A 22850-nucleotide genomic window follows, 5' to 3' on the forward strand; every position below is an offset into this window, starting at 1 on the left:
TCACACCCTTTTATCAATTTGAGGATAATAAACACAATACCTACGATCATAGTTATTGAAGTAGCTACTAACCTCAAATTCTATCTCTCTTGTTTTGTGATCAATGACGGTCATTAGGTTAATAATCTGACTATATTCTATGTCACTGAAATCTTCGTTTAGGTACTTCTGTTGAACTGTTTTTAAAAGTAACTTTGAAAATCGCTTTAACACTCGACTGTCACTTTGTATCTTTTCAGCTAATGTCTGGTTCATGACCAACCTCCTCAATTAAATAATCCCTCAGCTTATTAAGCTCACCTTTGGTAAGCTCGTGTGGTCTGAGCATAAAGAATGATTTACGTCCGATCTTTACTTTGCGATCTACACCGTAATTCTTTGCTCGCTGCCAATGCATGCAGCTGTAGGGTAATAATAAAAAGCCATTCCGCCTTGCCAAGTCCTCAGCTACTTCTAACGTTTGATAGTAGCTGAAAGCTTGTACTTTTTTAGCGTATGCAACAATGTTTAATGTCTCTGGATATAAGTATGGTAGGGTTCGAGGATCTTTCTTTTTATAATCACGAGGTACTAATGATAGGTTGCTTAGATCCACGTTTTGTTTTCCCCCTTGCTTCATTATGAATTTGATCTAATGTCTCAAAGAAATCTCTTCCTTCACGTTCAGTGCTAGGCAATGGAAAACCTTGCACCATGTTATATGTGTCGTAAAGGTTCAGCTTAAAAATACGCTTAGCCTTCCACATTGGAATGAATTGTGTATGCATGAACTGTTTCGTTTGATAGTCCATAAAGTGGAGCTGAAAGCCACGATCACCCATTTTTCTAACGGTTATCAGAATCTCAACAATTTGCCTAATGCGACTATCGACATTGTTAATGCTAGGACTACAATACATTTGTACCGACTGCATTTTCCTTGTAAACATCAATACCTCTGTCGCTACTGTTGAGCCGTACTTGCTCCACTTTCTGTTACTAAAAGCCATCTGTGACTCATCCCAGCAGCATATAGAGCCTTGTGCTGCGGCTACCTTATACCAATCGGTGTAATGGGTCATCGGATAGCTGTCGGCAAGCTCATAGTTTGAAAAAAGCGCAACCTGACCACCGTTACGCTCTGTCTTCTCCTTCCAGTAGTGCGCCAGTAAGCTCATTAAGAATGTTTTTCCCGATCCTAATGCCCCCTGGATAAAAAGATGATGTGCCATTATCTTTTACCTCCCTTATCGCCAGGAGCCATTACAATTGGCTTCGGTGGTTTAGGGATTAATGCTTCGATTGTGTCGAGGTAATAATCAGGGTTAGCAACATCTGTTTTCCCCTGCTTCGTAATATAGTCATAAATCTCTTTGTATGGATTTTTGTCAGGGTATAGGTACTTGTTTTCACCCAACCTTTTCAAAAAAATTAATGCCTGCATTTGTGGCTCTCGAAGTGATTGTGATTTACTGGTCATTTCCTCAAGTACTTGCTTCACATCTGAAATATGAGCAACCTGTGGAAATAGATCATCCGATATGACGCTTTGTAGTTTATCGGCATTATGCATACCTTGCTGCATGTCCGTATTCTGCATTTACTGAGTTATCCCCTTTCTCTTCAAAGTTAATTGCATCTGACAGCTTACATATACTGCTATGAAATAAAGATCATTGCGATAAATGCAACAAATAGGAGTCCGAACAATAGTAGCTTGGTCATATCCATTGTGTTAGGCGGTTCTGGCGGACGATAGCTTGTGATTTGAGTGAGGACGATTTTTTGCTCCAGCTGCGCTAATCGTTCCACCTCTTCAATTGATCGGGAAGGTGCTCGGTAAAAAAAGTGTCTGCCCTCTTTACCCACAGTGATCTCACAATTTTGCAACGGCACTTTATAATTGCCATTAACCGTTACCGATTCTTTATCTAGGCTCGTCACAACCTTTATGTCTGACGTTTTCTTTTCATCATCAAAGACAATGAGCAGATCGGTCGTTTCATTTGCGTATTCCTCATCTGTCTTTTTATTTAATAAGCCCACTCAGCTTGTCCCCCTTCTTTTTCTTGACTGACCGTTGGATAACCTTCCATGCTAGATAAACGACTGTTGCAACACCTAAGCTTGCTCCAGCTCCTAACACGTACATATAGACAAAAGCATCAACCATTTCCTTTCCCTCCCTTTCGTTTTTTTCTAAATGTATTGATTTTCTCAATCGCTAAGTAACTACCGACAACCACATTCGCTAATAAAAGAAACCCTAAAATATGATAAATCGCTTCTAAATGTATTGGCGCTACTACCACCAGTGCACCCCCTCTTTAATGGCGTAATATAACCGCATTGTTGAACGAAATGTTAAAAGTGTACCTAACAGCACTGTCGAAGCTAAAGCAGAGGTGATCACCATTTGCCATTCACTAGGTAGATCACCAAACACGCTAAAGTACTGCCCTAAATTAATCCCTTGCGCCATCACCAATCGCACACTTTGTAGTCTTTCAATCGCTAAATCTAAAAATGAAATCGGCGGTTGAAAAATCGAATCGATGAATTGGCGAATGGTCTCATAAACGTTAAACATGCTAGCTCCCTCCTACTCGAATAGAAGAAATCAGTTTCATTGCTGAGATTGCGGTAATAAACCAGAGCGCAAACGATAGAATATAAGCAATTGGAGAGAGCTGCATGGGTTCCAGGGCATCAAACAACTGACCAATCGTTTCACTATAGCCATGACCACCTGATCCTCTTGGTGAATACGCTAGACTTGCTAACGTATTACCGAACCCGACAATTAATGACCATAATATTTGCGCTGCTTCTAGCAAAACCTGAAACAATCTTATAGCTAGAACACCGATCATATAAAGCAAGTAGAGCAACCCTCTAATCACATCAAAAATCACATTGACAAAGCCTAAAAACAGATCAATAAAAAACTGAAAGAATGAGCCGATTCCTGATAAGATCCACTCCCCTACAGACCAAAGCAGATCAAATAAGTTCCCAAATGCTCGTGTAATAATTCCCATTAACGATACTTCCTCTTGTCAAATGCATCATAGATCAAGTCAATTAACCGATCAGCAAATAGTGTTAGCATCATTAAGAAAAGAAAAGGTGCAACATAGAGCATGTGCCCACTAAATACAACTTCAATTACTATGTTCAATAACGCCATATTCACGCTTACACCCTCCCTTGTCTTGGTTCTCTACGCTGTCTCGACCCTATTCTTCCTTCTCGTGGTGCTCGCCCAGAGCCAATTGAATGTGATCGCTCCACTTGTCGCATTGCCCTCGCCTGTGCTTTTTCCTCTCGCACCGAGAAATTAGCTTGAGCTTGCCCCTCTCTGTCAGCTGAACTTCTATTTTTAATAGATCTACGAATGAGCTGAACAACTTTTGGAGCAAAAATAAACGCTAACCCTAGTAGCACAAACGATCCAATTAACATCAACAAACCATTAGTTGTTGTGACAAGATCAACAACCGTAAAAGGAACTTCTGCATTGCCTTGATCAGAATCAATAGGTGGCGATTCTTCGCCATTTTCCCCAATCGTCTGAATACTCACGAGCGGTCTTCCTAAAGAACTGTAGCGCATATCAGCTGCTGGAATCGTAAAAGCATGATCAGAGGCAGGTACAGTTACATATTCCCTACCATCTACTAAAATCCTAACTTGGCCCGTTTCAGGTTGTTGCCAAGTGACAAGGTAATCACCGTTTGGTAGCTCTTCGTAGTCATCACCATCAAGATCTGGTGCAGGCATTAAGCCAGTTGTTGCCTGCACGATAACACCTTGACTTTCTACTCCTGCGTACTCTGTCGTGAGCTTGTACTCATATGAGCTATTCTCTTCTACCGATAGATCATTAAAGTATGTGCCATTGGTCTCAAACAGTGGCGCAAAATCCTCGCTTGCGTTGACGATCATAGGCTTAAGAAAATCTAGCATACTTATTTCTTGTTCGGTGGTTGTTCTTCGATAAATGTTGACGTGATCAACGTAACCACTGCTAGGCATACTCCAAGATAGATCGACCCGATCATGACTTGCTTCTACCTCTACATTCACAATTTCTTCTATCTCTGGAATAGGTGCTGTTGTTACATTAACGTTTGCGTCCCCTGATTCGTAACCCTCTGTACTCACACTCACAAAATTGAAATCATAATTTGTTTCTGGTGCGAGTCCTCTCGCTGTGTAAATACCTTGATTTAATTCATCTGGCGCTATATCGTCCACTAGACTTCCATTTTGATAGACTTTGATTCTTTCGGTTATATCATCAATATTGCTGATATTGAAATCAATTTCGTTATGTCCAGCTCTATGGATGTCCACATTGACAGCTGAGGGTAGAGTGATGTTGTTACTACTTGGCACTCCAAAAAAATCAACTTCTCTGATTCTTACAGATTGACCAGACTGTGCGGATGCAATATTTATCGATAAGACATTTTTAATGTCTACTTCATGGTACATATCGTGATCGAATCTATTGGGCTGAAGTCTCATACTCTCAACGGTTTCCTCTTGCTCGTTATAATATAGTACCTCTATATTTATGTGGCTATACGTGGCTGAGAAATTCATGATAAAGCCTGTAATATCCATGAGGTAGTTAAATTCAACTTTATTTTCTACCTGATATCCAATTCGCGGTGAAATAGTGTCCAAATCAAGATCATAAGCTTCTATCGGAAAATCATTTCTCTTTACAGATGTACCATCATGAAGAATCCCGTCTCCATACCACAAGTTTTCGTTTGCTCCTATCTCCATAAACGGCAGGAAGGCAGACAACAAAATGGTTAGTGTTAAAATTTTAATCATTCATCCGACCTCCTTCCTGGTATCGGGGCTGCTCCGTTGTCTCTACCTGGCATTGGTGCTGTTTCATTCCCTGCCCCTGGAATCGGTACTGTTCCACCATCACTACCGGGGATTGGCGCTACACCTCCCCCATCGCCAGGTACTGGTGCTTGATTATCTCTATCTCCTGGTATCGGGGCTGTTGTCCCATCTCCATCTCCTGGGCTTGGTGCGAAGTTATCACCTTCGTCTGGTGCTTCTGGCGCCATGTTCTCTTGCTCATTCGGGCTTGGTGCTGTTCCCTCAACGTCTGGCGGTGTTGGTGCTATATTCTCCTGTTCCTCTGGTGCTCCAGGCGCTAGATTATCGCTCTCATCTGGATTGGGTGCTGTACCTCCCACATCTGGTGGACTTGGGGCAATATTTTCTTGTTCCTCCGGTGCAGCAGGTGCTTCCGCATCCACTTCTGGAACTTCTGGTGCAATCATGTCACCTTCATCAGGAATATTGTCTTTAAACTCATCCTGACTAGGAAGACTGCCAATTGGATCTAAAATGTCAAAGCCACCCGTCGGATCTTCCCTTACTTCTATTTCCTCAGCTCCCCCTCTAATATCATCAGCGCTAAATCCTGCATCATCTAATCCCGAAGGCAGCTGCCCTCTTGGCGCATCGATCTCACCAGTAAGATTATGATTAAAAGCTGGTGCAGATGGTGGATTGGGGGCATGTCCTAAAAGATCACCCAAGTCACTAATAAATCTAGGCACTATTGTGTCCCGAAACGTATTCGCTACCTGCTGCCAATTTGGTGGAGAAGGAATCGCATTAATAATGTCGTCAATTCGATCCATGTAATCAGACCAACCAGGGGTATTAAAGATACAGCCGCAATCATTCCCTGATCCCCCACCATCATCGCCACCATTATTGCTGCTACAGCCGTCAAACTGTACTTCATTACCGCTGCTGGTGCGTGCATAAGAAATACAGACTTCTCCACCATCATTGGAAATTAAGCGAATTGCAGTTGTGCTTGCGGGCGGTGTTACGCTTCCCGAGCCATTAGATAAGCCTTGTGAACTGATAAAACTAGCCGAATCATCAATCGTACGGTAAAAATTCATTTGGGCTGAATTAGATGCACTAACATAACTAATTGTGGTAAAGGTTCTAACCCCGTTATAGAGATCTGCCCATAAATATTGACTTTCATCTGTGGTACCGAAATAGGGATGATTCTGCGCCATTAAAACTTGTGAGCTAATCAAGAACACGCACAAAGTAGCAATTAATGTTTTCTTAATCATAATGTCCTCCTATAAAAAAAATCCGAGTGGGTAGCTTTACACTACCTACCCGGATCTTTTCAGCTCCCTTATGCCTTACCACGATTAGAAAATGCTTGGCGAATAAGTGCAATGATTTTTGGTGCGAACATAAATGCAAGACCAAGTAAAACGAATGTTGATACTAGACCAATTAATTCAAACCCTGACTCAACTAAATCTGCAACTGTAAATGGTAATGATACGCCTTCAAACATGTTATTTCCTCCCCTAATAGTTAGTTAACCTTTAAATTTTTATAATATAGGCAAAGCCTATTATTAATATTCTCGGTACTCATAATCCTGCTCATCATCAGTATTTGCTTTTTTAAAAGCGTTAATGATAATAGGGATTAAAAAGCCAACTGCTGCAACGGCTGCGGCTAACATCACCCCTGGTCCAGCCGTTTCAAGTAACATTCTCACATAACCCCAAAACTCAAGCATGTTCTCCTGTGTCCAAAAATTCATTCTCATGCTAACTGCGCCCTTCTCTAACCGCTTTTATCACGACAGTTAATAGCATACCAACAGCGATAATTGCTACAATGATCATTAAGAATGAAGCAACAGTTCTTAAAATGAAGCCAAACGTGTCCCAAAAAAACGACCAATCCCACACACCTGATAAATTCAATTCCTTCACCCCTTACAGTTTTGTTTTATGATAAATCTCAATGACTGTAAGTATAATTGCGATGCCTACTGACCAGCTAAGTAAAACAGCCATTATATCGGGGTTCCCTATAAACGCTTTGAAGGCTTCTGCCATCAGACCGCCTATCTCCATTTATTAGTGCCCCTCTCAATAGCCGTCATAATCAATTGTGTGAGTGGGAAAGTAAATAAGCTTGCTGAGATAAAAACAACGTAGACAAGAGCTATCTCTGTTTTGGTAAAGTCAACAACCTCATACAACGCTTTTCCTCCTAATCACCGAGCTAATCAGCATGAAAATTATAATGGCAAACAAGGCAGTTACGATAAGCAAATCACCTAGCGTGATCTCATGAATGATATGCAGCTCCCCACTATCCGTAACAATCCTTGTCATTTCTCGTGGATCAACAGGTACAACTACCGTTTCACCATGCATTCAATCACCCCTGCACTTGCTTGTTAACTCTAGTTTAACGAGCTGAAAAACATTTGTGTATCCCAAAACGGGGTGTTGGTATGCCAAAACACCAAAATAAAAACAATGGCATAACAGCCACTGTTTTAAAAGTCATTAATATTTTCAACCCTATATTCTTCTAAATAGAAAATTAATTTATTAATTAACATTTTTTTATCAAAAATATCAAAAAAGATAACGGGAATTATGTATTGTCCGAACATAGATAATGCAATAACTACTATAGAAGTAAATACTAAAATAATAAAGTTCTCTATATTAGCACCAAAATTTACAGTAAAAACTGCCCAAACAGGAACTAAAACAGCACTTACTGTTTTCTCAATCTTAAAAGTTTTACTAAACCAATTCTGGCTGTCTTTTTTAATGAATTCAAAAATATATTCATACCTTTTTTCTTTCTTCAAAATATACCTATTAAAAATATTTTCTTTTACAATTTCATACAAATCACTTTCATCGGCATACGTAAAGAACATCCTTTTGTATATCATTGGTTCAAAAACAATAAAAAGTATTAGTAGAATCATAGTTATCATAATTAGTGCGTTAAAATAAGAGCTATCCTCAATATTTTCTATGTAGACTCTTACTAATGCAAAAATATAAGTAAAATAAACACATAAAAAGAAAATGAATAACCTCCGATAATTTTTGAAATTATGATGGTTTCTAACGTGTAATTTTACGGTTTTAAAAAAATCTCTCTTTAAATTCGTTATGATCATTGCACCTTCAGTCTTGTTACGCATAATAATCCTCTCCTCTTTTTTAAAAATTATAACAAAAAAATACTTATAGTGCTTTTGAAAATTATAAAACCGTGCAAATTTAAATATATATCTTATATTTAAACACTGCACGGTTTGCACCTAAAACTATTCAATTTAAATCCTTACTACTCACGGCATTCATCAAACCCTTTGGAAGTACTTTTCGATCACATTTCTTCTCAATTTGGCTATCACTCTTTTCCTCTACCTCCTGAACCCCCGAACCGCCCATGCCCACTTTCATATTACCTTTCACATACAATCTTAATAGTGTTTTGATAAAGCCTGCCATATTATCGCATTGCTCAAGGAATTGATAGACTTCTGGATCATTTGTTTCCTTTACGACTAACTCTACCCTTTTACGCTTCATTCGGCTGCATCACTTTCCTGTTGCTGTTGCAACGCTCTTAAATATTTGAAATAGCCTCGAACTGTTGCTGTCTCTGAATCCTCCACTAGATAGGAGTTTTTAAAAACCTGCTTTAATTCATCACTGTTTAGCACATTTGGACCGCCACCAGTGAACAGCGCTGTATCTATTTGTGATTTATCCTTCAGCGTGGTGTTGATCGTATTAATTACCTCACGGGTATATATTTTCTGTGCTGTTAGGATGATCTCTGTTAGATCAATACACTCATTTTTATTAGGTTGATAGCTATAACCACTTTCACTGTTACCCCTTCGCACAATCTGTTCTATCTTGTACTCTGTTAACCCTCTAATCCCTTTTTGCTTAGCAAGGTTCTTTATTCGTTCAAAAAGATCATAAGCGCCATTATCTCTTTGTCCACTTTGTTTTTCATCAAGGTTTAAACTTTTCAAAGTGTCAATCAGAAGTGTACCGCCGCCAATATCAACCACAACAACATTTTCGTCCAGAAAGGATTCATTTTCGATATAACCGTTGCTATCCAATAACTCATTGTAGATCGTGCCGATTGGCTGCTGGATAACGAAAACCTCTTTCACTCTAATATTTAAGCTCTCCCCATTTAGTCTAACGTTATGATCCCCTTTGATAGCTGTGATAATATCCCTAATTGCTTCGTCATGATAATCACTTGATGGTACACCTGTTGCCACAGTGCATTCAAGAATACTCATTTTTGCTGCTGGATAATCTTTAGCCAGATTGGCAAGTGAAAAGTCAACCAATAGCTTAAATTCATTTGTGCGGTAACGATTGTCAAAGCTAATTGTATCAATGTACTTATCCGTACTTACCTGAGCAATCTCTTTTCCCCATGCATAAGTAAAGTCAGGATCAATATTCGATTCGTAACTATCTATTAACCTTTGCTGTCCGATCAATGTAAGTGAGCTTCCTAGATCCTGCTTTAATAAATAATAGGATGGGAAAACATCACTTGTCTTTTCCGATACCATTTTTGTTTGCTTGTTACCAATATCTAATGCGAATTGTTCTATCATTTTTTATACTCCTTCTGTTTTACCGTTACATTAACGGTATTAATTCAACAAAAATCCCGTCAACCCGTTAATATAACGGTATAAATTATTTTCGTTTTACAAATTCTAAAATATCCTGCCGTTCTGCACATCTGATAACATATAGCTGTCCTTCAATATGAATAAGCTCAACGTCACCCTGTTCTAAGTTTTCTAACGTGCTTAATAACCAATCTATCTTGCATTGCTTATTGTTCATGCCTTCACCCCAAATACTCAAAAATATCTGTTTGCTCTGCGAATGATCGACCTGTTTTATGTATGCCAGTCTCTAAGGTGTTGATCCAGTCGGCAATATCCTGCCTTGTGCAGCCTTCCTTCACTAGTTCATTGGGTAGCTTGTCCCCTAACTGCCAGCTATACAATTGCTTGAGCGCTTTTTCGATCCTTCCAAATCTGAACACTGTTTTTGTGTTATTGCTATAGTTGGGACGTACACAGTACTTACGCACGTACAGGTACGTCTTTCCTTTGGCTTTAACACGTTCAAGATACAATATAATCCCTCCCTGAAATCACTTCCTATCAAGCTTAAAACGGCAAATCATCATCTGATATATCAATGGGTTCCATATTCGGATTTGTCTCCTGGTGCGGCTTATTTTCCTCTTGCTGATCAGTCCCGGTCTTCTTTTTCGATTCCAAAAACTGAACTGCTCCTGCCATAACCTCAGTCACATAAATACGTTTTCCATCTGAATCCTCATAGCTGCGTGTCTGAATACGTCCATCCACACCGATCAAGCTTCCTTTATGCATATAGTTTGCTAGATTCTCTGCTGACTTTCGCCACGTCACACAATTGATGAAATCGGCTTCCTGATCGCCCTGCTGATTGGAGAAAGGGCGATTGACTGCAATAGTAAAATTCGTCACCGCTACCCCATTAGCGGTATAGCGTAAATCTGGATCTCTTGTTAAACGTCCGACTAACACAACTCGATTTAACATCTTAATACCTCTTTCCGTTTTTCTTATTTAACCAATCTATAAAACCTTTAGCTTCTTTAAACGCTTTTTCAAAACTGCTGTTTTTGCGGATAATTTTAAGCTTGTAGGGCTTATCGCCACCTTTAGGATAATTCGCCCGCCAGGCAGTGACTAAATCGTTCGCAGAGCGTTCGATATACAAATAAGAGCCAAAGCCATAGCGATATTCATAAAGATCACCACTACCATAAATATTGAATCCTACTGAGCGAGCTTGCTTATTTTCAAGTAATCGCTGCATGATTTTCAGTTTGTTTTTTGTTATTTGATTTTTTAGTTCATCTGTTACGTTGTTTTTTTGATATAATAGCTTTAGCTTTTGATTATCACTAATGATTAATTGGATATTATTATGGACTAGTTGATCTAATAGGTTATTTATCATCTTAAATTTCCTCTTCGATCATTTCAGAGTTACTTTTAGTTACTTTAGTTACCTTAAGTGACCTATTTTCCTGTTTATCCTGATTATTTTCTTTATATGGTGGGTTACTGGAACTTGAGTAACTTTGGGTAACTAAGTAACTATTAGATAACTCGTGCTCACAATCAGACAAAAAACCTAAACCAAAAAAGAAGGTTTTATTACCAGTAGACTTACGCTTTTGAAAGCCTTTCATAGCAATACGATTATTGAAGGCCCTTTTCTTCAATGGATACTCCCCGTTTTCCTCCGCCCAGGCAAGGTACTCCTTATGTAGCTCACCAACCTGAACCTTTGCTTCTGGTCTAATCACACAACATTCATCTAAAAAGCTTGATAGCAAGTCCATTTCTTCCTTGTATTCATCAGTTGCGTTCTTAACGTCATCTGGTTCTTGCAAACCATCCTGCTGCCACTTTAAGCAGCCTTCTATTGCCCAATTGAGGATACCAGCTAATTCAGCTTGTAATTTCTCTGGCAGCTGCTTATCGACCTCTTCTTTCGGGATCGTGAAATCGAATGGAATTAAACGAATCCTGCGCCATATCCCTTCATCATCACCTTTGACAATCGGCTTATGGTTCGTGGTAAAGAAAATCTTAAATTCTGGCATGAACTCGAAAAACTCTCGCCTTAAAAATCGTGCTGTGATTGGCTCACCACCAGTTAGCTGTTTAATTAATGCTTCTGACAGCTTTTGTCCGTCCTCTGATTCGACAGCTGAGACAAAGCGTGAGCCATGTAGTCTAGCTATATCGTTGTTAATACCGCCATCATGAATTTTGCTTGTGAATGTATCAGCGTTAGTCTGCTTGCTGTAATCGCCTAGCAGCTCCTTGATCGTATTTATCAAGGTACTCTTACCATTACGCCCTGTCCCCCAAAGGAAGAAGGCGACTTGCTCGCTTGTATCTCCAGTTAAGGCATAGCCAACAGCTTTTTGAATAAATTCAATTAGCTGTACATTTACTTCGCCTTTAGGCTGCCTAAAAATACTCTCTAAAAAGCTCAACCAGTTTGGACAAGTAGCGTTCGGATCATAGAAAATATGGGTATTCTTCGTCATTAGAAAGTCACGCTTATGTTTTAAAAATTTGCCCTGCCTAAGATCAACAACTCCATTGACACAATTCAGCTTAAACGGATCTTTGTTCAGCTCACCTTGCGTAACTGGCAGCATAGCTTGAGCACGATTAATGCTATTTAAGAAAACTGAGCTTCGTTCACTTGATTGCGCCCACTTATAAATTTTCTTGCGCTGATCGGTGTCGTCTACAGTCGCCATTTCACTGTACATTTCACGAAATGTTTTGATGGCGACACGCTCAATTTTTCGTTTCTTATCCTCAACCCACGTTGCCCCATCCCATAACAGCCACTCCTCAAACTCAATGCAATAGCGCAAGTTGTGCCCATTACGGTACACAAGGCGCTCAGCATTGCCCATTTCCGTCATGTTAAACGTTGGCGTTGGAGGTTCGGTTGTTTCATTTTGACTTGGTGGTGAACCGTAATTTGTTCCACTTGGTTCATGCTGAAAGGCACTGGTTAAGGTTGCTTGAAACTCACGATCTTCAATTGACGGCATGAAGAAATACTTATTTAAAAAGCGTAAAATATAAAGGCTATCTTTCTGTGAGTAACCAAATTCAATTAAACGGCAACCATGAGCATATAAGGTGTTATTCCTGCCCCCCTCATAGACTGGAATCTCAAACGGACGACTCTTTCCATCAATTTTTTTCAATCGCTCAAAGAAAATCGGCATTGGATCTAAGTCGGTATCACAAAGGTGTACCCATTCCCGACCATCTGTGTTCTTACTGGGCATCACGACTTGTCCTCGCCCAGCAAGGCGATAATCACCAACAAAACCACCTGCCATTAAAACTTTCGCATCTTGTCCTGGCACCTTACCAGTCGACTTAAAGAAGAACTGATACCCCCTCACTGTCTGTATCGCATGAAAGTTAAACGATGCCGCACGTAATGCTTGAAAAATTGCTTCCCCTTCCTGCATATCGTCTATATCAATCACATCATAGCCGTCTGGAATGACTAAGCCTGTCCACCCTTTTTGGTTGAGCCAGGTGATCTCCTGGTGTTGATCAAGACCTGGCTCATTGAGATCCTGCCATTTCTTCATGAACGGACGCTTCGCCACGTCATATTCACTCTGTTTATTCATATTGGAATACCCAATTAATTTAATGATCTTTAACGGCTTTTCGGTTGAGGGAAACAACCGAGCCAGATCAATTGAATCTGTCTGCAATAAAGCTACATTCATATGCTTAGTTGCTCCTTCCTAGCCACTTGAAAAATAATTTAAACATGTTACAGTTAGTGTGTATGATTATTTATGCAGTAAGTGTTGGCGCACTTGCTGTTTTTTTATGCGCTTAGCTTGTCCAGCATTGGCATAAAAAGAGCTTGCATAATCAATTTGAAATCCTCTCGCTCTCAGTGATCGCATCACTTGCGCTAAGGCTTTTTGCTTCTCTATCTTTTTCATCTAACCAACCTCTCTAAGAAATGGTACAATTAGGATACGATAAGTTCTCTTTTCTCTGGATTAAAATACGGCTCAACTGCTTTGTTAAAGGCTTCTTCCTTTGGGATAGTCCCATACGTCCTTGTGCCAATGTAGATGACTGATTTTCGTTTCTTCTTCTTTTTTTCCGGCATGTAATCCCTCCTTTGCTTTTAACTTATGCAGCACAGTGAGTAGGACTAACCATGTTTTTCGTCTGCGTAATAAGCAGCTTGGAATGTTTTAATGTGTTCGGTCAATTGTTCAAGGTAATAATTAGTGAAGAACATCTTTTCCTTGAGCAAATAACGATTCGGTTGTCTGCTATCAGCTTCAAAACGGTATTGAAACGTACAGTCAAGGTCAATAATAGAAATGTTGATACAATGAAACTGCTTATATTCAACCGTCTTAATGACATAACCGATGAACATATCTTTTTTGAATAACCAATCTGTTAGCTTCTGTTCAATGGTTTCAGCAATATCAGGTGTTGTATGTTCAGCAATTTCTTTTAAATCGAATATCTGTCCTGTGTGAATTTTGGCTTTTTTAGCTAGTGGCATGATTTCATTCCCTTTAAGCTGTTTCATTTAAATTTCTCTTTTCGAGAATTTTAAAGTCTTGATAAAGTTCACTTATATGCACGTTCAAAATTGCGGCTATTAACGGTACTTTATTTGCGTCAAGACCTTTCTTACCCGATTCGATTTCACTGATCATCGAAGCCGATTTATAACCTAATTTCTTTGATACATAAGCTTGAGTAAGTCCTCGTGACTTTCTTAGAATTTTAATTTGTTCACCAATGTTATTCATTAAATCACCACCTTTAAATTCTCGAAACGTGAACTGTTGTACCCATTATATATTCTCGTAATGTGAATTTCAATAGTTTTATTCCTTTTTCGAGAATATTTATTCTCATATTGCGAAATAATGATAAAATTAATTGAAATGGAGGGCTGTTTGATGAAGTTTCATGAGCGTTTAAGGAAATGTCGTGAGGAAATCGGTCTAAAACAAAATAGTGTGGCTGAAAAAATCGGAGTAAAAAACAATACTCTCTCTAGCTATGAAAAGGGAATTAGACAACCAGATTATGAAACACTTAATAAGCTAGCCAAGCTTTACAATGTTTCTATTGATTACTTAATCAATGGAAGTCAAGAATCTGAACAGCATGAAAATTTGTTCTTTTTTGATATGGAAGGTTTATCTGAGAAGGAAATTGATGATATAAAAGAGCATATTCGATATGTTAAATGGAAGTCTGAACAGGGAAAGGAAGAGTAGAAATTGGATAGAAAAAGGGCTAAAGCCCTCATTGATTTATTTAGAATGCTTACAATGTTTGTTGCACTTTATTTTGTATTTACACTTAGATTACACTTCTACTACACTTTAGCAGCGATTATCATTCCTAATGCACTGGCACAAATTCTTATTGTAGCATTGCCTAAAAGAAAACAAAGCAAGAAAAAAACAGCTCCAAAGAAAGCTGGCAAAAAGAAACCTACTGCAAAATCAAGCAAAGTTCCTACAACAAGACTTCTCCCAGACAAACAGATCTTAAAAATGCCATTAGAAAAAATGTCAGGTTCTGAATTTGAACGTTTATGTTACATGTACTATAAGGCTAAAGGTTACAGACCAAAAGAAACGGGTAAGGGAGCTGATGGTGGTGTTGATCTACTTATCTATCAACGAGAGCATAAAACTTATGAAGCTGTACAAATCAAGCATTATATTAACTCAGGAAGACAGATTACCGTTGAGCCTATAAGAATGTTACATGCAGCAAAACAAAATAAAGGTTGTCAACTTGCACGCTTTATCACCACAACTACATATACCAAGGATGCCATGCTGCAAGCCGATCAATTTTATATTGAAACACATGGGATTGAGTGGGTCAGACGCAAGATAGACACTTGGAGAAAAGAGCAGGCAAAGAGAATTAGCTAATATCTTTAGAAGATATTAGCTTTTTAGGGTTGAAAAACAGAACGTTTGTTCTTATAATGGTTTTGAGGTGATTATTTTGTACCAGAACTATAGACCATTTGATGCAGAAATTTATATTATGAATCTTTACAAGAAAATGGGGATTAATGAACCCTATCAAATTAATGAAGAAAAGATTGCATATGAATTGGAAATTAATTTAACATACTCGAACAAACGTTCTTACAGTTACCAATACAATGATTACAAAGCCATTAATATCTATTCTAATTTATCTGTTCGAGAAAGGAGAGAACGTTTCTTCCATGAATTGGCACACCTTTTAAGGCATCAAGGATGGCAATTGGAGTTACCGAAAAGCTTTATTGAATGGCAGGAGCTTGATAGCTTAAGGTTCACTTCATATGCTACCTTGCCCCACTTTATGTTATTAAAGTATGATTTGGATTTTCCTTTCATAGTAAACAACTTAATCAATGATTTTCATGCATCAAAAGAAATTTGCACAAAAAGAATAAATCAAATTAAGAAAAATACAAATATTTTTGATAATCATTTTTATAGAAAATGAACACATATTACTTACTTTTTAATGTATTATTAAGTACATAATACAACTAATATGTAATCAATTGGAGTGATTTTAAAATGAATGGAAATTCACCTGTAACCTACCATACTCTGTACGACACTTTACCGAGATTTGAATCAATGATAGAAAATAAAATTGAGAATAATGATATAAGCAATAGTAAAATAGATGTAGTATTGATTAAATCATTATTGATAGCCAAACACTTAAAAAAGGTGCTCAATAATAATGATCCCTTACTTTTTAGAAACAAAACTTTAACTAATTTAGAAAATAATATAAAAATTGTTGAGAGATCCCTTAAAAACCTTAATAATTCCAATGATTTTACTAATATCAATAGTAGAATTGACGATATCATAACTGATACCAGCAGTCTTCTCAATACTAAGGATTCAGAAGACATAAACAACATTAGGGATACTGTTGTCTCATTTAGACGGTCTTTGGGTAGACATAAAACAGTTTTAACTGAAGAAGCCTCTAATTTAAAAAAAGAAAGTACAGAACTCGCAAATTTGAGAGAACAACACATGGAAAAATTTAATTCCATTGCAAGAGAAATAGAAGAAAAAAAACAAGAAATAGTACACTTTAAAAAAGAATTAAGCGAGGAATTTCTGGATCAAAAATCGGAACTTTTTGACAATTTAGAAATGGAAATTAATGAATCAAAAGCAAAATATAATGGTGTTTTTGATGATCTCGCTAAAACACTTAAAAATGATTTCAAAAATATGATTGATATATACGATAATAAACTAGAGAGTATAATAAATGAAACTATTATAAGAAAGGATAAATATGATAAGGATTTAAGTGCCCATAAAAGATCTGTAGAGGAAATTGTTGGTATAATTTCAACAACTTCGATTTCGGGTCACTTTAAAGAAAATGCAGACTTTAATAGAAAATCAAAGAATATATGGCAAATTGTGACTATCTCAGCTTTTTTACTAACAGTTATATTCGGAATTTTCGCCTTCATGTATGATACATCTAACACTTGGGTGGGACTAGTTTCAAGAGGTATTGTAACTACAGCACTTGGGTCTTTAACTGCTTATGCAGCAAGGCAAGCTTCAAAAAGCGAGGCCGAGGAGAGAAACAATAGAAGAATGGAAATAGAGCTTAAAACTTTAGATCCATATATTGCTTCTTTTAAAAATGAAGATAGAATAAAGTTAAAAGAACAGTTATTCCCTACTATTTTTGGAAATAATACAGCTTCAGAATTAAATTTAAATGAAGCGTTGGATGTTAAAATAGATAATATTAATGACCTCCTTAAACTATTATCAGAAATAGTCGGTAAAATCAAATCATAAATTTTTTTGGTCACTATTTTAGAATAGTGACCATTTTAATTATAAATGTTATTAAATTACTACTAAAAAAATTTAGTAGTTTAAAATTCTATAAATTAATATATATGTATTATTTTGTTGAATACATAGATCTTTTCTCTCACATAAGATAAAATAGGAATATATTTTAATAAGTAAATTAACTTTTGATTTTTAAGGGGAATTTTGAATGGAAGCAAATGAGATTCTTGAAATATCGACTTCATTAGCTAGTGGTGCACTAACTCTTTTTCTTGGAACTGGTTTTAGTAAACATATGACTGACGATAATGCACCTAGTTGGTTAGAACTCCTATATGAGTGTGCCGAAAAACTAAATGATGATGATTTAATAAACAGTTTGTTTGTTACAAATGATGAAGGCGTAGTGAGCAAATGTAATTTTCAATTAACTATTTGCGCCCAAATATTAGAAGAAGAGTTCACAAAAAACAGCAAGGATATAAGGGAAGAAATAGCGACGATTATTGAAGAGAAAATTAATATACATACTATTAACCCTGACCACATTAGAGAGTTTAGAAAATTCTTGGAAAGTCACAACGATATTAACATCATAACAACTAATTATGACTCGATTATTACTGATTTCATCTTACCACAGGCAAGTAAAACTGTAGTAGAAGGCACCATACTCCCAAAAACACTAGATATTAAACCAGTTCTTCATATTCATGGATCGATCAAAAAACCTAATTCAATAATTTTAACAGAAGCTGATTATTTTAATTTTTCACATAATGAAAGTTATATGTCAAGAAAGTTATTCACTTCAATACAAGAAAATACTATTGTTATTATTGGTTATTCTCTAGGCGATTTTGATTTGAATCGCATTTTAAATGAAGCTAAGGAATTAAAGTTAGATAATACAAAGCGAAGCGATATTTACTATGTGAGCAGGGATGCAGTAAATGATATATATCAGCGATATTATTACTCAACTTTTGGTGTAACTGTATTAGAAGAAACCGAAATAAGCGATCTTTTTCAGAGAATAGAGGGGAGTTATCATGAAGCTGAAAAAATAATAGAATATTCAAAGAGACTACATGAGGTTTTTGAAAATAAGGTTGGTTTTACTGACGATTTTATTAAATTAAGCGACTCCTTATATAAGATATTATTGTGGGCAGATGTTGGCGGTCATTCATTAAGAGATGAGAGCTTGCAAAGATTAATTATAGACTTTCTTCATCAAAAAAAGAAGAAAACACTTGAACCCCATGCATGGAATCAATATGCACACTTAGCTGATTGGTTGATATATCTCGGATCAATAATAGACATTGCCGAAACCTCTATAGAAGATGAGTACCTAGAATTAGTAAAATACTCTTTCAGTAAGATGAGCAAGATTACAGAACGTGGATACTCATGGAAAGCACATTCAATTTGGTTTCAAAATTTTATAAAATTAAAAAGTTCTAATAAAACACTCATACATAAGATGAAAGAAGAATCATTTTTTCGTGAAAGTAATAGTGTTGAAGAGATTATTAATTAGATCGGAGTAAGAAGTACTTCTGCTAATCAAAAAGAGTTGAAGTGTTGTTTGCAATCACCATGAATCACATTTGAAATATGATTCCTAACTGTTTTCTGCGATATGAATAGTTCGTCTGCTATGTCCTTGGTTGTTTTATCCTGCACCAGTAGTTCGAATACTTCTCTTTCACGTTTGGTCAATAATTGCTTCGGTTTATAGTCGTGATCCTTCAAAATTTAGACCCCTCCTTGCTGTCCTTAAAGCTGCAGTTGAAGGGTATTAATTCATTTAGTCATGGTATTTTATGATGACAATGGCTTTCTGTGCTTTGCCAAACCACTTTTATTTCAAATCAAACGACTGTCATTGTGGGACAATAACCTAAATAACAAAGTCTTTTCTCAAAGTTGTGCGTAATTAAGATACATGCACAACTCATTCATTTACTATATACTAGCTAACGAAGGCATCTAACGCCAGCCTAATTAAACACCTCCGTTTTGTTTCTTTAGCATATGTAACCTAACGCCAGCTTGATACTGTCACAGGAAAGCAACATTTACGCATGAATACGAACAGCGCTTTAACGCTCCCTCTTACTTTGCAGTTCGTAAATAAGTTCCCTCATTAGATCATTTTTTTCACGCATCAAGTTTAAAATGGTGATTGCAAAATAAATGAGAAAAATAATTAAGCCCAACGGTAATAATGCCATGATAAATTGAAAAAAACTAAATAACATAGTAAACCCTCCTTAAGCTACTGATTTTGTTTCCTTAACTCCCGCAATTGTAACGCAATGTCCTCTAATGCTTCTTTTTTTCCTTGCATCAGGACAAGTACCTTAATTAAGAAGTAAATGAAAAAAACACCTAATGCTAGCGAAGCAATATACATAAAAATTGCTAAAACCAATCTTAAACCCTCCTTATCATTTATTATCACCATTTTACCATATAATCCCTTAATGACATAGGACTATTTCTACCCAAAAGCGTGTAATCTGGTTCAATAAAATCATTGCATTCCCTTTGTTAAAAAGCGATAATAAGAGATAGGCAATTGTTTGAGAGGGGATTATTTCCATGCATGAAAATATGAAGAAAATAGACAAGATTGTGAATGAACTTGAGACAACTGGGACTGGCTATGATTTATTAAGGTATGTGGCCTTGCCTGACCTACTAGGTAAAGATGCTGCACAAATTTTATATGTATTGGGTAAGAACATGGCTCGAGAATTAGCTTTTTCTTCTGTTGGGGAGATTAGTGGATTCTTTTATAAAACAGGCTGGGGCAGTCTAGAGCTTATTAAAGAGAAACGGGCTGAGCATATTTTCAAGCTGCAAACTAGGGCTATTTCACAGCGCTACCACGCTGGCATTGTGACAGATTATCGTCTAGAGGCCGGATTTTTAGCTGCGGGTATGGAGCAGCTTAATAATTATAGCTGTGAATGTGTTGAAGAGGAAAAACCGAAGAAGAATTATGTTGAGTTTCGTGTTCAGCATTACCGTTAAAAAAATAAGGACCGAGCAATTCAATCATTGCTTTGGTCCTTTTCTTGATTTAAATGGGCCAAAATCGTTTCAGCAGTTGGTACAGGTATCCCTAATCGCTGGAGTGTTTCCATTGATGCCTGTTTAATTTCGGTAATTGATTTAAAATGGGTCAGTAATAGTTTTCTCCGTTTTTCACCAACACCTGGAATCGCGTCAAGCTCTGATTTAAAGGCGCTTTTTCCTCTGAGTTGGCGGTGGAAGGTGATCGCAAAGCGGTGTACTTCATCTTGAATCCGTTGAATTAAGTAAAATGCTTGTGATTTCCGATCGAGTTCAATTACTGCTGGTGGTGAGCCATATAAGAGCTCACTTGTTTTGTGCTTATCGTCCTTTGCTAAACCACAAAGGGGAATGTCTAAACCGAGTTCATTTTCCAGCACATCAAGAGCCGCTGACATTTGCCCTTTACTACCATCGACCAAAATAAGATCGGGTAATGGCAGTTCTTCCTTAAGCACCCGTGTGTAACGCCGTCTAATGACCTCGCGCATTGTGTCATAATCATCTGGTCCCTCGACATCTCTGACTTTATACTTGCGGTATGCCTTTTTCTCAGGCTTACCATCGACAAAGACCACCATGGCTGAGACCGGGTCAGTTCCTTGAATATTTGAGTTATCAAACGCTTCAATGCGATGAGGCGTCTCAATATTTAGCGCCTCACCCAACCGTTCAACTGCTTTAATGGTACGCTCCTCGTTTCGTTCAATTAGCGAGAATTTTTCCTCTAGGGCAATTTCGGCATTTTTCCCAGCAAGCTCCGTTAATTCTCGTTTTCGACCACGATATGGAATGGTAACATCAACTTCAAGTAGTTCGGTGAGTAGCTGATAATCAATTGGTGCCGGAACAAGAATTTGCTTTGGTTTGGGATGGTTTTGATGCAAATAAAACCGGCCAACAAAGGTGGTAAAGGCTTCTTCAGCATCGTCAAAGAAAGGGAAAATTGAGACATCACGTTCAATTAGCTTGCCCTGTCGAATAAAAAAGACTTGGACACACATCCAGCCTTTATCATAAGCAAAGTTAAACACATCCCGATTTACTTGATCGTTCAAGGTCATCTTTTGTTGCTCCATAACCGCATCGATATGCTGAATTTGATCACGAAGCTCCATTGCCCGTTCGAAATTAAGGGTTTCACTCGCCTGTTCCATTTTTTGCTTAAGCTCTTTTTTTATCGTCTGATGGCCACCGTTTAAAAAAGCGACCAGACTTTGAACAATGCCATGATAGACCTCTTTAGCGGGGGGCTGCTCCTGACAAGCCAAGCACTGGCCAAGGTGGTAATACAAGCAATGCTTTCCCGGTGGATTATTACACTTTCTTAACGGGTAAATCCGATCCAATAGTTTTTTGGTTTCACGGGCTGCCAGAACGTTAGGATAGGGACCGAAGTACTTCCCTTTATCCTTGTACACCTTTCGGGTCACAATTAATCGTGGATGCCGTTCATTGGTGATTTTTAAATAAGGATAGCTTTTATCATCCTTAAGCAGCACATTGTACTTAGGATCATATTTTTTAATTAAATTCATTTCGAGAATAAGGGCTTCTATCTCAGATGAAGTGACAATATACTCAAAGTCAACAATCTCTTGCACGAGGCGCTGGGTTTTTTGATCGTTCGCACCTGCAAAATAAGAGCGGACTCGATTTTTTAATTTTTTAGATTTCCCAACATAAATAACTGTTCCATGTTTATCCTTCATTAAATAACAGCCGGGCTGAACAGGGAGAACAGCCAATTTTTCCTGAATTGTTGTTGCCATCATAAACACTCCATCACACTGATAATCTTATTCTTATTATAGCATAAACACTAGCAAAAGCCGTAAAAACACCTCATCCTATGTAAATGATGAGGTGTTTTATAGAAATTAATTAATAATATTAAAACCACCAATAATAGGTAATGGTTTCATTAACCCTTTATTAGCATTCAACATACCAATAATCAGAAATGCTAATCCGATTAGGTTCCCAATTGGCGAAATAACGGCCCAACCAAATATCGGAATAATCTGCGTTAAAGTCCAAATTAGTGCTTGATAGATAAATAAGATTAAACCCTGATTTGCGTGATATTTAGCAAATACTGAGTCCTTCGCAGCAATTAACGGAATAAAGAAAAGTAAGTATGCCAGTATTGCCATTACCTTATTTTGGTGGAAATCCTGTTCATCCGCAACTCTTTCTGTCGTCATGTTTCTACCTCCTTTCTAATCTCAAAACTTTAATAATATAAAAGTGCTTGCTGAAAAGATCGTAGCATATTCATTTATCTGAAACAATCCTTTCAGATTAAAACAATTACTTAGCACTATTTAGCAAGACGAGCTAGGTCAATGGTCGTTCATTTGACGTTTTTCTACTACTAATTTATAGTCCATCTTAAC

General features: G+C 37.4%; 40 protein-coding genes. 6 read left to right on the forward strand and 34 right to left on the reverse strand.

The genetic code is table 11. The features are described from left to right. From BM000_RS14645 to BM000_RS14745, 29 genes are all read right to left on the reverse strand, one after another. Nucleotides 1-255, reverse strand: coding sequence for a hypothetical protein (locus tag BM000_RS14645; RefSeq protein WP_091499870.1), 255 nt, complete (start codon nt 253-255; stop codon nt 1-3). Continuing rightward, entirely contained in the window at nt 236-595 is a 360-nt protein-coding gene (locus BM000_RS14650; protein WP_091499871.1) for a hypothetical protein, read from the reverse strand. The genes BM000_RS14645 and BM000_RS14650 overlap by 20 nt, the downstream gene beginning before the upstream one ends. Next, on the reverse strand, nt 561-1211 hold the full coding sequence (locus BM000_RS14655) for an ATPase (protein WP_091499872.1): 651 nt from the start codon (nt 1209-1211) through the stop codon (nt 561-563). Before BM000_RS14655 ends, BM000_RS14650 begins: the two co-directional genes overlap by 35 nt. After that, nucleotides 1211-1579, reverse strand: coding sequence for a hypothetical protein (locus BM000_RS14660; RefSeq protein WP_091499873.1), 369 nt, complete (start codon nt 1577-1579; stop codon nt 1211-1213). Before BM000_RS14660 ends, BM000_RS14655 begins: the two co-directional genes overlap by 1 nt. 59 nt (nt 1580-1638) lie before the next feature. Beyond that, nucleotides 1639-2025 (reverse strand): hypothetical protein, encoded by a 387-nt coding sequence (locus BM000_RS14665; RefSeq protein WP_091499874.1) that lies wholly within the window; start codon nt 2023-2025, stop codon nt 1639-1641. After that, complete coding sequence (locus tag BM000_RS16835; protein ID WP_177178315.1) at nt 2009-2152, reverse strand: hypothetical protein; 144 nt, start codon at nt 2150-2152, stop codon at nt 2009-2011. Before BM000_RS16835 ends, BM000_RS14665 begins: the two co-directional genes overlap by 17 nt. Then, nucleotides 2145-2291 carry a hypothetical protein gene (locus tag BM000_RS16840; RefSeq protein ID WP_177178316.1) on the reverse strand — a complete coding sequence of 49 codons (147 nt, stop codon included), beginning with the start codon at nt 2289-2291 and terminating at the stop codon, nt 2145-2147. The genes BM000_RS16835 and BM000_RS16840 overlap by 8 nt, the downstream gene beginning before the upstream one ends. Continuing rightward, on the reverse strand, nt 2285-2569 hold the full coding sequence (locus BM000_RS14670; RefSeq protein WP_091499875.1) for a hypothetical protein: 285 nt from the start codon (nt 2567-2569) through the stop codon (nt 2285-2287). Before BM000_RS14670 ends, BM000_RS16840 begins: the two co-directional genes overlap by 7 nt. Nucleotide 2570: 1 nt before the next feature. After that, nucleotides 2571-3020 carry a hypothetical protein gene (locus tag BM000_RS14675; protein WP_091499876.1) on the reverse strand — a complete coding sequence of 150 codons (450 nt, stop codon included), beginning with the start codon at nt 3018-3020 and terminating at the stop codon, nt 2571-2573. Further along, entirely contained in the window at nt 3020-3175 is a 156-nt protein-coding gene (locus tag BM000_RS16845) for a hypothetical protein (RefSeq protein WP_177178311.1), read from the reverse strand. Before BM000_RS16845 ends, BM000_RS14675 begins: the two co-directional genes overlap by 1 nt. A 2-nt stretch (nt 3176-3177) precedes the next feature. Next, entirely contained in the window at nt 3178-4830 is a 1653-nt protein-coding gene (locus tag BM000_RS14680; protein WP_091499877.1) for a fibronectin type III domain-containing protein, read from the reverse strand. Continuing rightward, on the reverse strand, nt 4827-6119 hold the full coding sequence (locus BM000_RS14685; protein WP_091499878.1) for a prolipoprotein diacylglyceryl transferase: 1293 nt from the start codon (nt 6117-6119) through the stop codon (nt 4827-4829). Before BM000_RS14685 ends, BM000_RS14680 begins: the two co-directional genes overlap by 4 nt. Before the next feature lie 68 nt (nt 6120-6187). Then, the gene (locus tag BM000_RS16850) at nt 6188-6355 is read right to left on the reverse strand and encodes a hypothetical protein (protein WP_177178317.1); all 168 of its coding nucleotides are present in this window, start codon (nt 6353-6355) and stop codon (nt 6188-6190) included. 63 nt (nt 6356-6418) lie between these two features. Continuing rightward, on the reverse strand, nt 6419-6616 hold the full coding sequence (locus tag BM000_RS14690) for a hypothetical protein (RefSeq protein WP_091499879.1): 198 nt from the start codon (nt 6614-6616) through the stop codon (nt 6419-6421). A 1-nt stretch (nt 6617) separates the two neighbouring features. Next, nucleotides 6618-6776 carry a PTS ascorbate transporter subunit IIC gene (locus BM000_RS14695; RefSeq protein ID WP_091499880.1) on the reverse strand — a complete coding sequence of 53 codons (159 nt, stop codon included), beginning with the start codon at nt 6774-6776 and terminating at the stop codon, nt 6618-6620. Between the two features lie 12 nt (nt 6777-6788). Further along, nucleotides 6789-6929 carry a hypothetical protein gene (locus BM000_RS16855; protein WP_177178318.1) on the reverse strand — a complete coding sequence of 47 codons (141 nt, stop codon included), beginning with the start codon at nt 6927-6929 and terminating at the stop codon, nt 6789-6791. A 120-nt stretch (nt 6930-7049) separates the two neighbouring features. Then, entirely contained in the window at nt 7050-7235 is a 186-nt protein-coding gene (locus tag BM000_RS14700) for a hypothetical protein (protein WP_091499881.1), read from the reverse strand. A gap of 125 nt (nt 7236-7360) precedes the next feature. Continuing rightward, on the reverse strand, nt 7361-8029 hold the full coding sequence (locus BM000_RS14705; RefSeq protein WP_091499882.1) for a hypothetical protein: 669 nt from the start codon (nt 8027-8029) through the stop codon (nt 7361-7363). A 130-nt stretch (nt 8030-8159) separates the two neighbouring features. Beyond that, nucleotides 8160-8423: a hypothetical protein gene (locus BM000_RS14710; protein WP_091499883.1), complete on the reverse strand. Its 264-nt coding sequence runs from the start codon at nt 8421-8423 to the stop codon at nt 8160-8162. Continuing rightward, complete coding sequence (locus tag BM000_RS14715) at nt 8420-9487, reverse strand: Alp7A family actin-like protein (protein WP_091499884.1); 1068 nt, start codon at nt 9485-9487, stop codon at nt 8420-8422. Before BM000_RS14715 ends, BM000_RS14710 begins: the two co-directional genes overlap by 4 nt. A gap of 85 nt (nt 9488-9572) precedes the next feature. Further along, nucleotides 9573-9725, reverse strand: coding sequence for a hypothetical protein (locus BM000_RS16860; RefSeq protein WP_177178319.1), 153 nt, complete (start codon nt 9723-9725; stop codon nt 9573-9575). A 4-nt stretch (nt 9726-9729) separates the two neighbouring features. Then, nucleotides 9730-10023: a hypothetical protein gene (locus BM000_RS14720; RefSeq protein WP_091499885.1), complete on the reverse strand. Its 294-nt coding sequence runs from the start codon at nt 10021-10023 to the stop codon at nt 9730-9732. A gap of 34 nt (nt 10024-10057) precedes the next feature. Then, nucleotides 10058-10477, reverse strand: coding sequence for a single-stranded DNA-binding protein (gene ssb / locus BM000_RS14725; protein WP_091499886.1), 420 nt, complete (start codon nt 10475-10477; stop codon nt 10058-10060). Nucleotide 10478: 1 nt separating this feature from the next. Then, a complete protein-coding gene (locus BM000_RS14730; protein WP_091499887.1) occupies nt 10479-10901 on the reverse strand; it encodes a hypothetical protein in 423 nt (140 codons plus the stop codon). A gap of 1 nt (nt 10902) precedes the next feature. Beyond that, nucleotides 10903-13230 carry a phage/plasmid primase, P4 family gene (locus tag BM000_RS14735; protein ID WP_091499888.1) on the reverse strand — a complete coding sequence of 776 codons (2328 nt, stop codon included), beginning with the start codon at nt 13228-13230 and terminating at the stop codon, nt 10903-10905. A 66-nt stretch (nt 13231-13296) separates the two neighbouring features. Next, the gene (locus tag BM000_RS16865; RefSeq protein ID WP_177178320.1) at nt 13297-13455 is read right to left on the reverse strand and encodes a hypothetical protein; all 159 of its coding nucleotides are present in this window, start codon (nt 13453-13455) and stop codon (nt 13297-13299) included. 29 nt (nt 13456-13484) lie between these two features. Then, the gene (locus BM000_RS16870) at nt 13485-13628 is read right to left on the reverse strand and encodes a hypothetical protein (protein WP_177178321.1); all 144 of its coding nucleotides are present in this window, start codon (nt 13626-13628) and stop codon (nt 13485-13487) included. A 45-nt stretch (nt 13629-13673) separates the two neighbouring features. Beyond that, nucleotides 13674-14066 carry a hypothetical protein gene (locus BM000_RS14740; protein ID WP_091499889.1) on the reverse strand — a complete coding sequence of 131 codons (393 nt, stop codon included), beginning with the start codon at nt 14064-14066 and terminating at the stop codon, nt 13674-13676. Beyond that, the gene (locus BM000_RS14745) at nt 14053-14292 is read right to left on the reverse strand and encodes a helix-turn-helix domain-containing protein (RefSeq protein ID WP_091499890.1); all 240 of its coding nucleotides are present in this window, start codon (nt 14290-14292) and stop codon (nt 14053-14055) included. The genes BM000_RS14740 and BM000_RS14745 overlap by 14 nt, the downstream gene beginning before the upstream one ends. A gap of 153 nt (nt 14293-14445) precedes the next feature. On the opposite strand from BM000_RS14745, the gene BM000_RS14750 reads away from it, so the two are divergent. The 5 genes from BM000_RS14750 to BM000_RS14770 all read left to right on the forward strand — a co-directional run bounded on the left by BM000_RS14750 (nt 14446) and on the right by BM000_RS14770 (nt 18907). Beyond that, complete coding sequence (locus BM000_RS14750; protein ID WP_091499891.1) at nt 14446-14769, forward strand: helix-turn-helix domain-containing protein; 324 nt, start codon at nt 14446-14448, stop codon at nt 14767-14769. A 3-nt stretch (nt 14770-14772) separates the two neighbouring features. After that, entirely contained in the window at nt 14773-15441 is a 669-nt protein-coding gene (locus tag BM000_RS14755) for a restriction endonuclease (protein WP_091499892.1), read from the forward strand. Nucleotides 15442-15517: 76 nt separating this feature from the next. Continuing rightward, entirely contained in the window at nt 15518-16012 is a 495-nt protein-coding gene (locus tag BM000_RS14760) for an ImmA/IrrE family metallo-endopeptidase (protein ID WP_091499893.1), read from the forward strand. Between the two features lie 77 nt (nt 16013-16089). After that, nucleotides 16090-17361, forward strand: coding sequence for a hypothetical protein (locus tag BM000_RS14765; RefSeq protein WP_091499894.1), 1272 nt, complete (start codon nt 16090-16092; stop codon nt 17359-17361). Between the two features lie 208 nt (nt 17362-17569). After that, nucleotides 17570-18907: an SIR2 family protein gene (locus BM000_RS14770; RefSeq protein ID WP_091499895.1), complete on the forward strand. Its 1338-nt coding sequence runs from the start codon at nt 17570-17572 to the stop codon at nt 18905-18907. Between the two features lie 26 nt (nt 18908-18933). On the opposite strand, the gene BM000_RS14775 is transcribed toward BM000_RS14770, so the two are convergent. The 3 genes from BM000_RS14775 to BM000_RS16880 all read right to left on the reverse strand — a co-directional run bounded on the left by BM000_RS14775 (nt 18934) and on the right by BM000_RS16880 (nt 19804). Further along, on the reverse strand, nt 18934-19122 hold the full coding sequence (locus BM000_RS14775) for a helix-turn-helix domain-containing protein (RefSeq protein WP_091499896.1): 189 nt from the start codon (nt 19120-19122) through the stop codon (nt 18934-18936). A 350-nt stretch (nt 19123-19472) separates the two neighbouring features. Then, entirely contained in the window at nt 19473-19631 is a 159-nt protein-coding gene (locus tag BM000_RS16875; RefSeq protein ID WP_177178322.1) for a hypothetical protein, read from the reverse strand. Between the two features lie 17 nt (nt 19632-19648). Beyond that, nucleotides 19649-19804 carry a hypothetical protein gene (locus tag BM000_RS16880; protein ID WP_177178323.1) on the reverse strand — a complete coding sequence of 52 codons (156 nt, stop codon included), beginning with the start codon at nt 19802-19804 and terminating at the stop codon, nt 19649-19651. A gap of 170 nt (nt 19805-19974) precedes the next feature. On the opposite strand from BM000_RS16880, the gene BM000_RS14780 reads away from it, so the two are divergent. Then, nucleotides 19975-20409, forward strand: coding sequence for a YslB family protein (locus BM000_RS14780; protein ID WP_091499897.1), 435 nt, complete (start codon nt 19975-19977; stop codon nt 20407-20409). A 20-nt stretch (nt 20410-20429) separates the two neighbouring features. Here BM000_RS14780 and uvrC read toward each other — a convergent pair whose 3' ends face one another. Together uvrC and BM000_RS14790 are read right to left on the reverse strand one after the other, a co-directional pair. Further along, nucleotides 20430-22223, reverse strand: coding sequence for an excinuclease ABC subunit UvrC (uvrC, locus tag BM000_RS14785; protein WP_091499898.1), 1794 nt, complete (start codon nt 22221-22223; stop codon nt 20430-20432). Nucleotides 22224-22331: 108 nt separating this feature from the next. Next, nucleotides 22332-22658, reverse strand: coding sequence for a DUF4870 domain-containing protein (locus tag BM000_RS14790; protein WP_091499899.1), 327 nt, complete (start codon nt 22656-22658; stop codon nt 22332-22334). Between the last annotated feature and the right edge of the window lie 192 nt (nt 22659-22850).

Origin of the sequence: Amphibacillus marinus, from assembly GCF_900110345.1 — a bacterium.
Taxonomy (GTDB): domain Bacteria; phylum Bacillota; class Bacilli; order Bacillales; family Amphibacillaceae; genus Amphibacillus_D; species Amphibacillus_D marinus.

Bases quoted from the DNA above. Each gene is read 5' to 3' on its own strand.
- BM000_RS14685 (WP_091499878.1), bottom strand. From the start codon at position 6,119: ATGATTAAGAAAACATTAATTGCTACTTTGTGCGTGTTCTTGATTAGC.
- BM000_RS16855 (WP_177178318.1), bottom strand. From the start codon at position 6,929: ATGGAGATAGGCGGTCTGATGGCAGAAGCCTTCAAAGCGTTTATAGGG.
- BM000_RS14705 (WP_091499882.1), bottom strand. From the start codon at position 8,029: ATGCGTAACAAGACTGAAGGTGCAATGATCATAACGAATTTAAAGAGA.
- ssb (WP_091499886.1), bottom strand. From the start codon at position 10,477: ATGTTAAATCGAGTTGTGTTAGTCGGACGTTTAACAAGAGATCCAGAT.
- BM000_RS14730 (WP_091499887.1), bottom strand. From the start codon at position 10,901: ATGATAAATAACCTATTAGATCAACTAGTCCATAATAATATCCAATTA.
- BM000_RS14675 (WP_091499876.1), bottom strand. From the start codon at position 3,020: ATGGGAATTATTACACGAGCATTTGGGAACTTATTTGATCTGCTTTGG.
- BM000_RS16835 (WP_177178315.1), bottom strand. From the start codon at position 2,152: ATGGTTGATGCTTTTGTCTATATGTACGTGTTAGGAGCTGGAGCAAGC.
- BM000_RS14740 (WP_091499889.1), bottom strand. From the start codon at position 14,066: ATGAAACAGCTTAAAGGGAATGAAATCATGCCACTAGCTAAAAAAGCC.
- uvrC (WP_091499898.1), bottom strand. From the start codon at position 22,223: ATGGCAACAACAATTCAGGAAAAATTGGCTGTTCTCCCTGTTCAGCCC.
- BM000_RS16860 (WP_177178319.1), bottom strand. From the start codon at position 9,725: ATGAACAATAAGCAATGCAAGATAGATTGGTTATTAAGCACGTTAGAA.
- BM000_RS14660 (WP_091499873.1), bottom strand. From the start codon at position 1,579: ATGCAGAATACGGACATGCAGCAAGGTATGCATAATGCCGATAAACTA.
- BM000_RS16865 (WP_177178320.1), bottom strand. From the start codon at position 13,455: ATGAAAAAGATAGAGAAGCAAAAAGCCTTAGCGCAAGTGATGCGATCA.
- BM000_RS16850 (WP_177178317.1), bottom strand. From the start codon at position 6,355: ATGTTTGAAGGCGTATCATTACCATTTACAGTTGCAGATTTAGTTGAG.
- BM000_RS14790 (WP_091499899.1), bottom strand. From the start codon at position 22,658: ATGACGACAGAAAGAGTTGCGGATGAACAGGATTTCCACCAAAATAAG.
- BM000_RS14715 (WP_091499884.1), bottom strand. From the start codon at position 9,487: ATGATAGAACAATTCGCATTAGATATTGGTAACAAGCAAACAAAAATG.
- BM000_RS14700 (WP_091499881.1), bottom strand. From the start codon at position 7,235: ATGCATGGTGAAACGGTAGTTGTACCTGTTGATCCACGAGAAATGACA.
- BM000_RS14670 (WP_091499875.1), bottom strand. From the start codon at position 2,569: ATGTTTAACGTTTATGAGACCATTCGCCAATTCATCGATTCGATTTTT.
- BM000_RS14770 (WP_091499895.1), top strand. From the start codon at position 17,570: ATGGAAGCAAATGAGATTCTTGAAATATCGACTTCATTAGCTAGTGGT.
- BM000_RS14690 (WP_091499879.1), bottom strand. From the start codon at position 6,616: ATGAGAATGAATTTTTGGACACAGGAGAACATGCTTGAGTTTTGGGGT.
- BM000_RS14655 (WP_091499872.1), bottom strand. From the start codon at position 1,211: ATGGCACATCATCTTTTTATCCAGGGGGCATTAGGATCGGGAAAAACA.
- BM000_RS14750 (WP_091499891.1), top strand. From the start codon at position 14,446: ATGAAGTTTCATGAGCGTTTAAGGAAATGTCGTGAGGAAATCGGTCTA.
- BM000_RS16875 (WP_177178322.1), bottom strand. From the start codon at position 19,631: ATGTTATTTAGTTTTTTTCAATTTATCATGGCATTATTACCGTTGGGC.
- BM000_RS16870 (WP_177178321.1), bottom strand. From the start codon at position 13,628: ATGCCGGAAAAAAAGAAGAAGAAACGAAAATCAGTCATCTACATTGGC.
- BM000_RS14680 (WP_091499877.1), bottom strand. From the start codon at position 4,830: ATGATTAAAATTTTAACACTAACCATTTTGTTGTCTGCCTTCCTGCCG.
- BM000_RS14710 (WP_091499883.1), bottom strand. From the start codon at position 8,423: ATGAAGCGTAAAAGGGTAGAGTTAGTCGTAAAGGAAACAAATGATCCA.
- BM000_RS14645 (WP_091499870.1), bottom strand. From the start codon at position 255: ATGAACCAGACATTAGCTGAAAAGATACAAAGTGACAGTCGAGTGTTA.
- BM000_RS14735 (WP_091499888.1), bottom strand. From the start codon at position 13,230: ATGAATGTAGCTTTATTGCAGACAGATTCAATTGATCTGGCTCGGTTG.
- BM000_RS14745 (WP_091499890.1), bottom strand. From the start codon at position 14,292: ATGAATAACATTGGTGAACAAATTAAAATTCTAAGAAAGTCACGAGGA.
- BM000_RS14780 (WP_091499897.1), top strand. From the start codon at position 19,975: ATGCATGAAAATATGAAGAAAATAGACAAGATTGTGAATGAACTTGAG.
- BM000_RS14765 (WP_091499894.1), top strand. From the start codon at position 16,090: ATGAATGGAAATTCACCTGTAACCTACCATACTCTGTACGACACTTTA.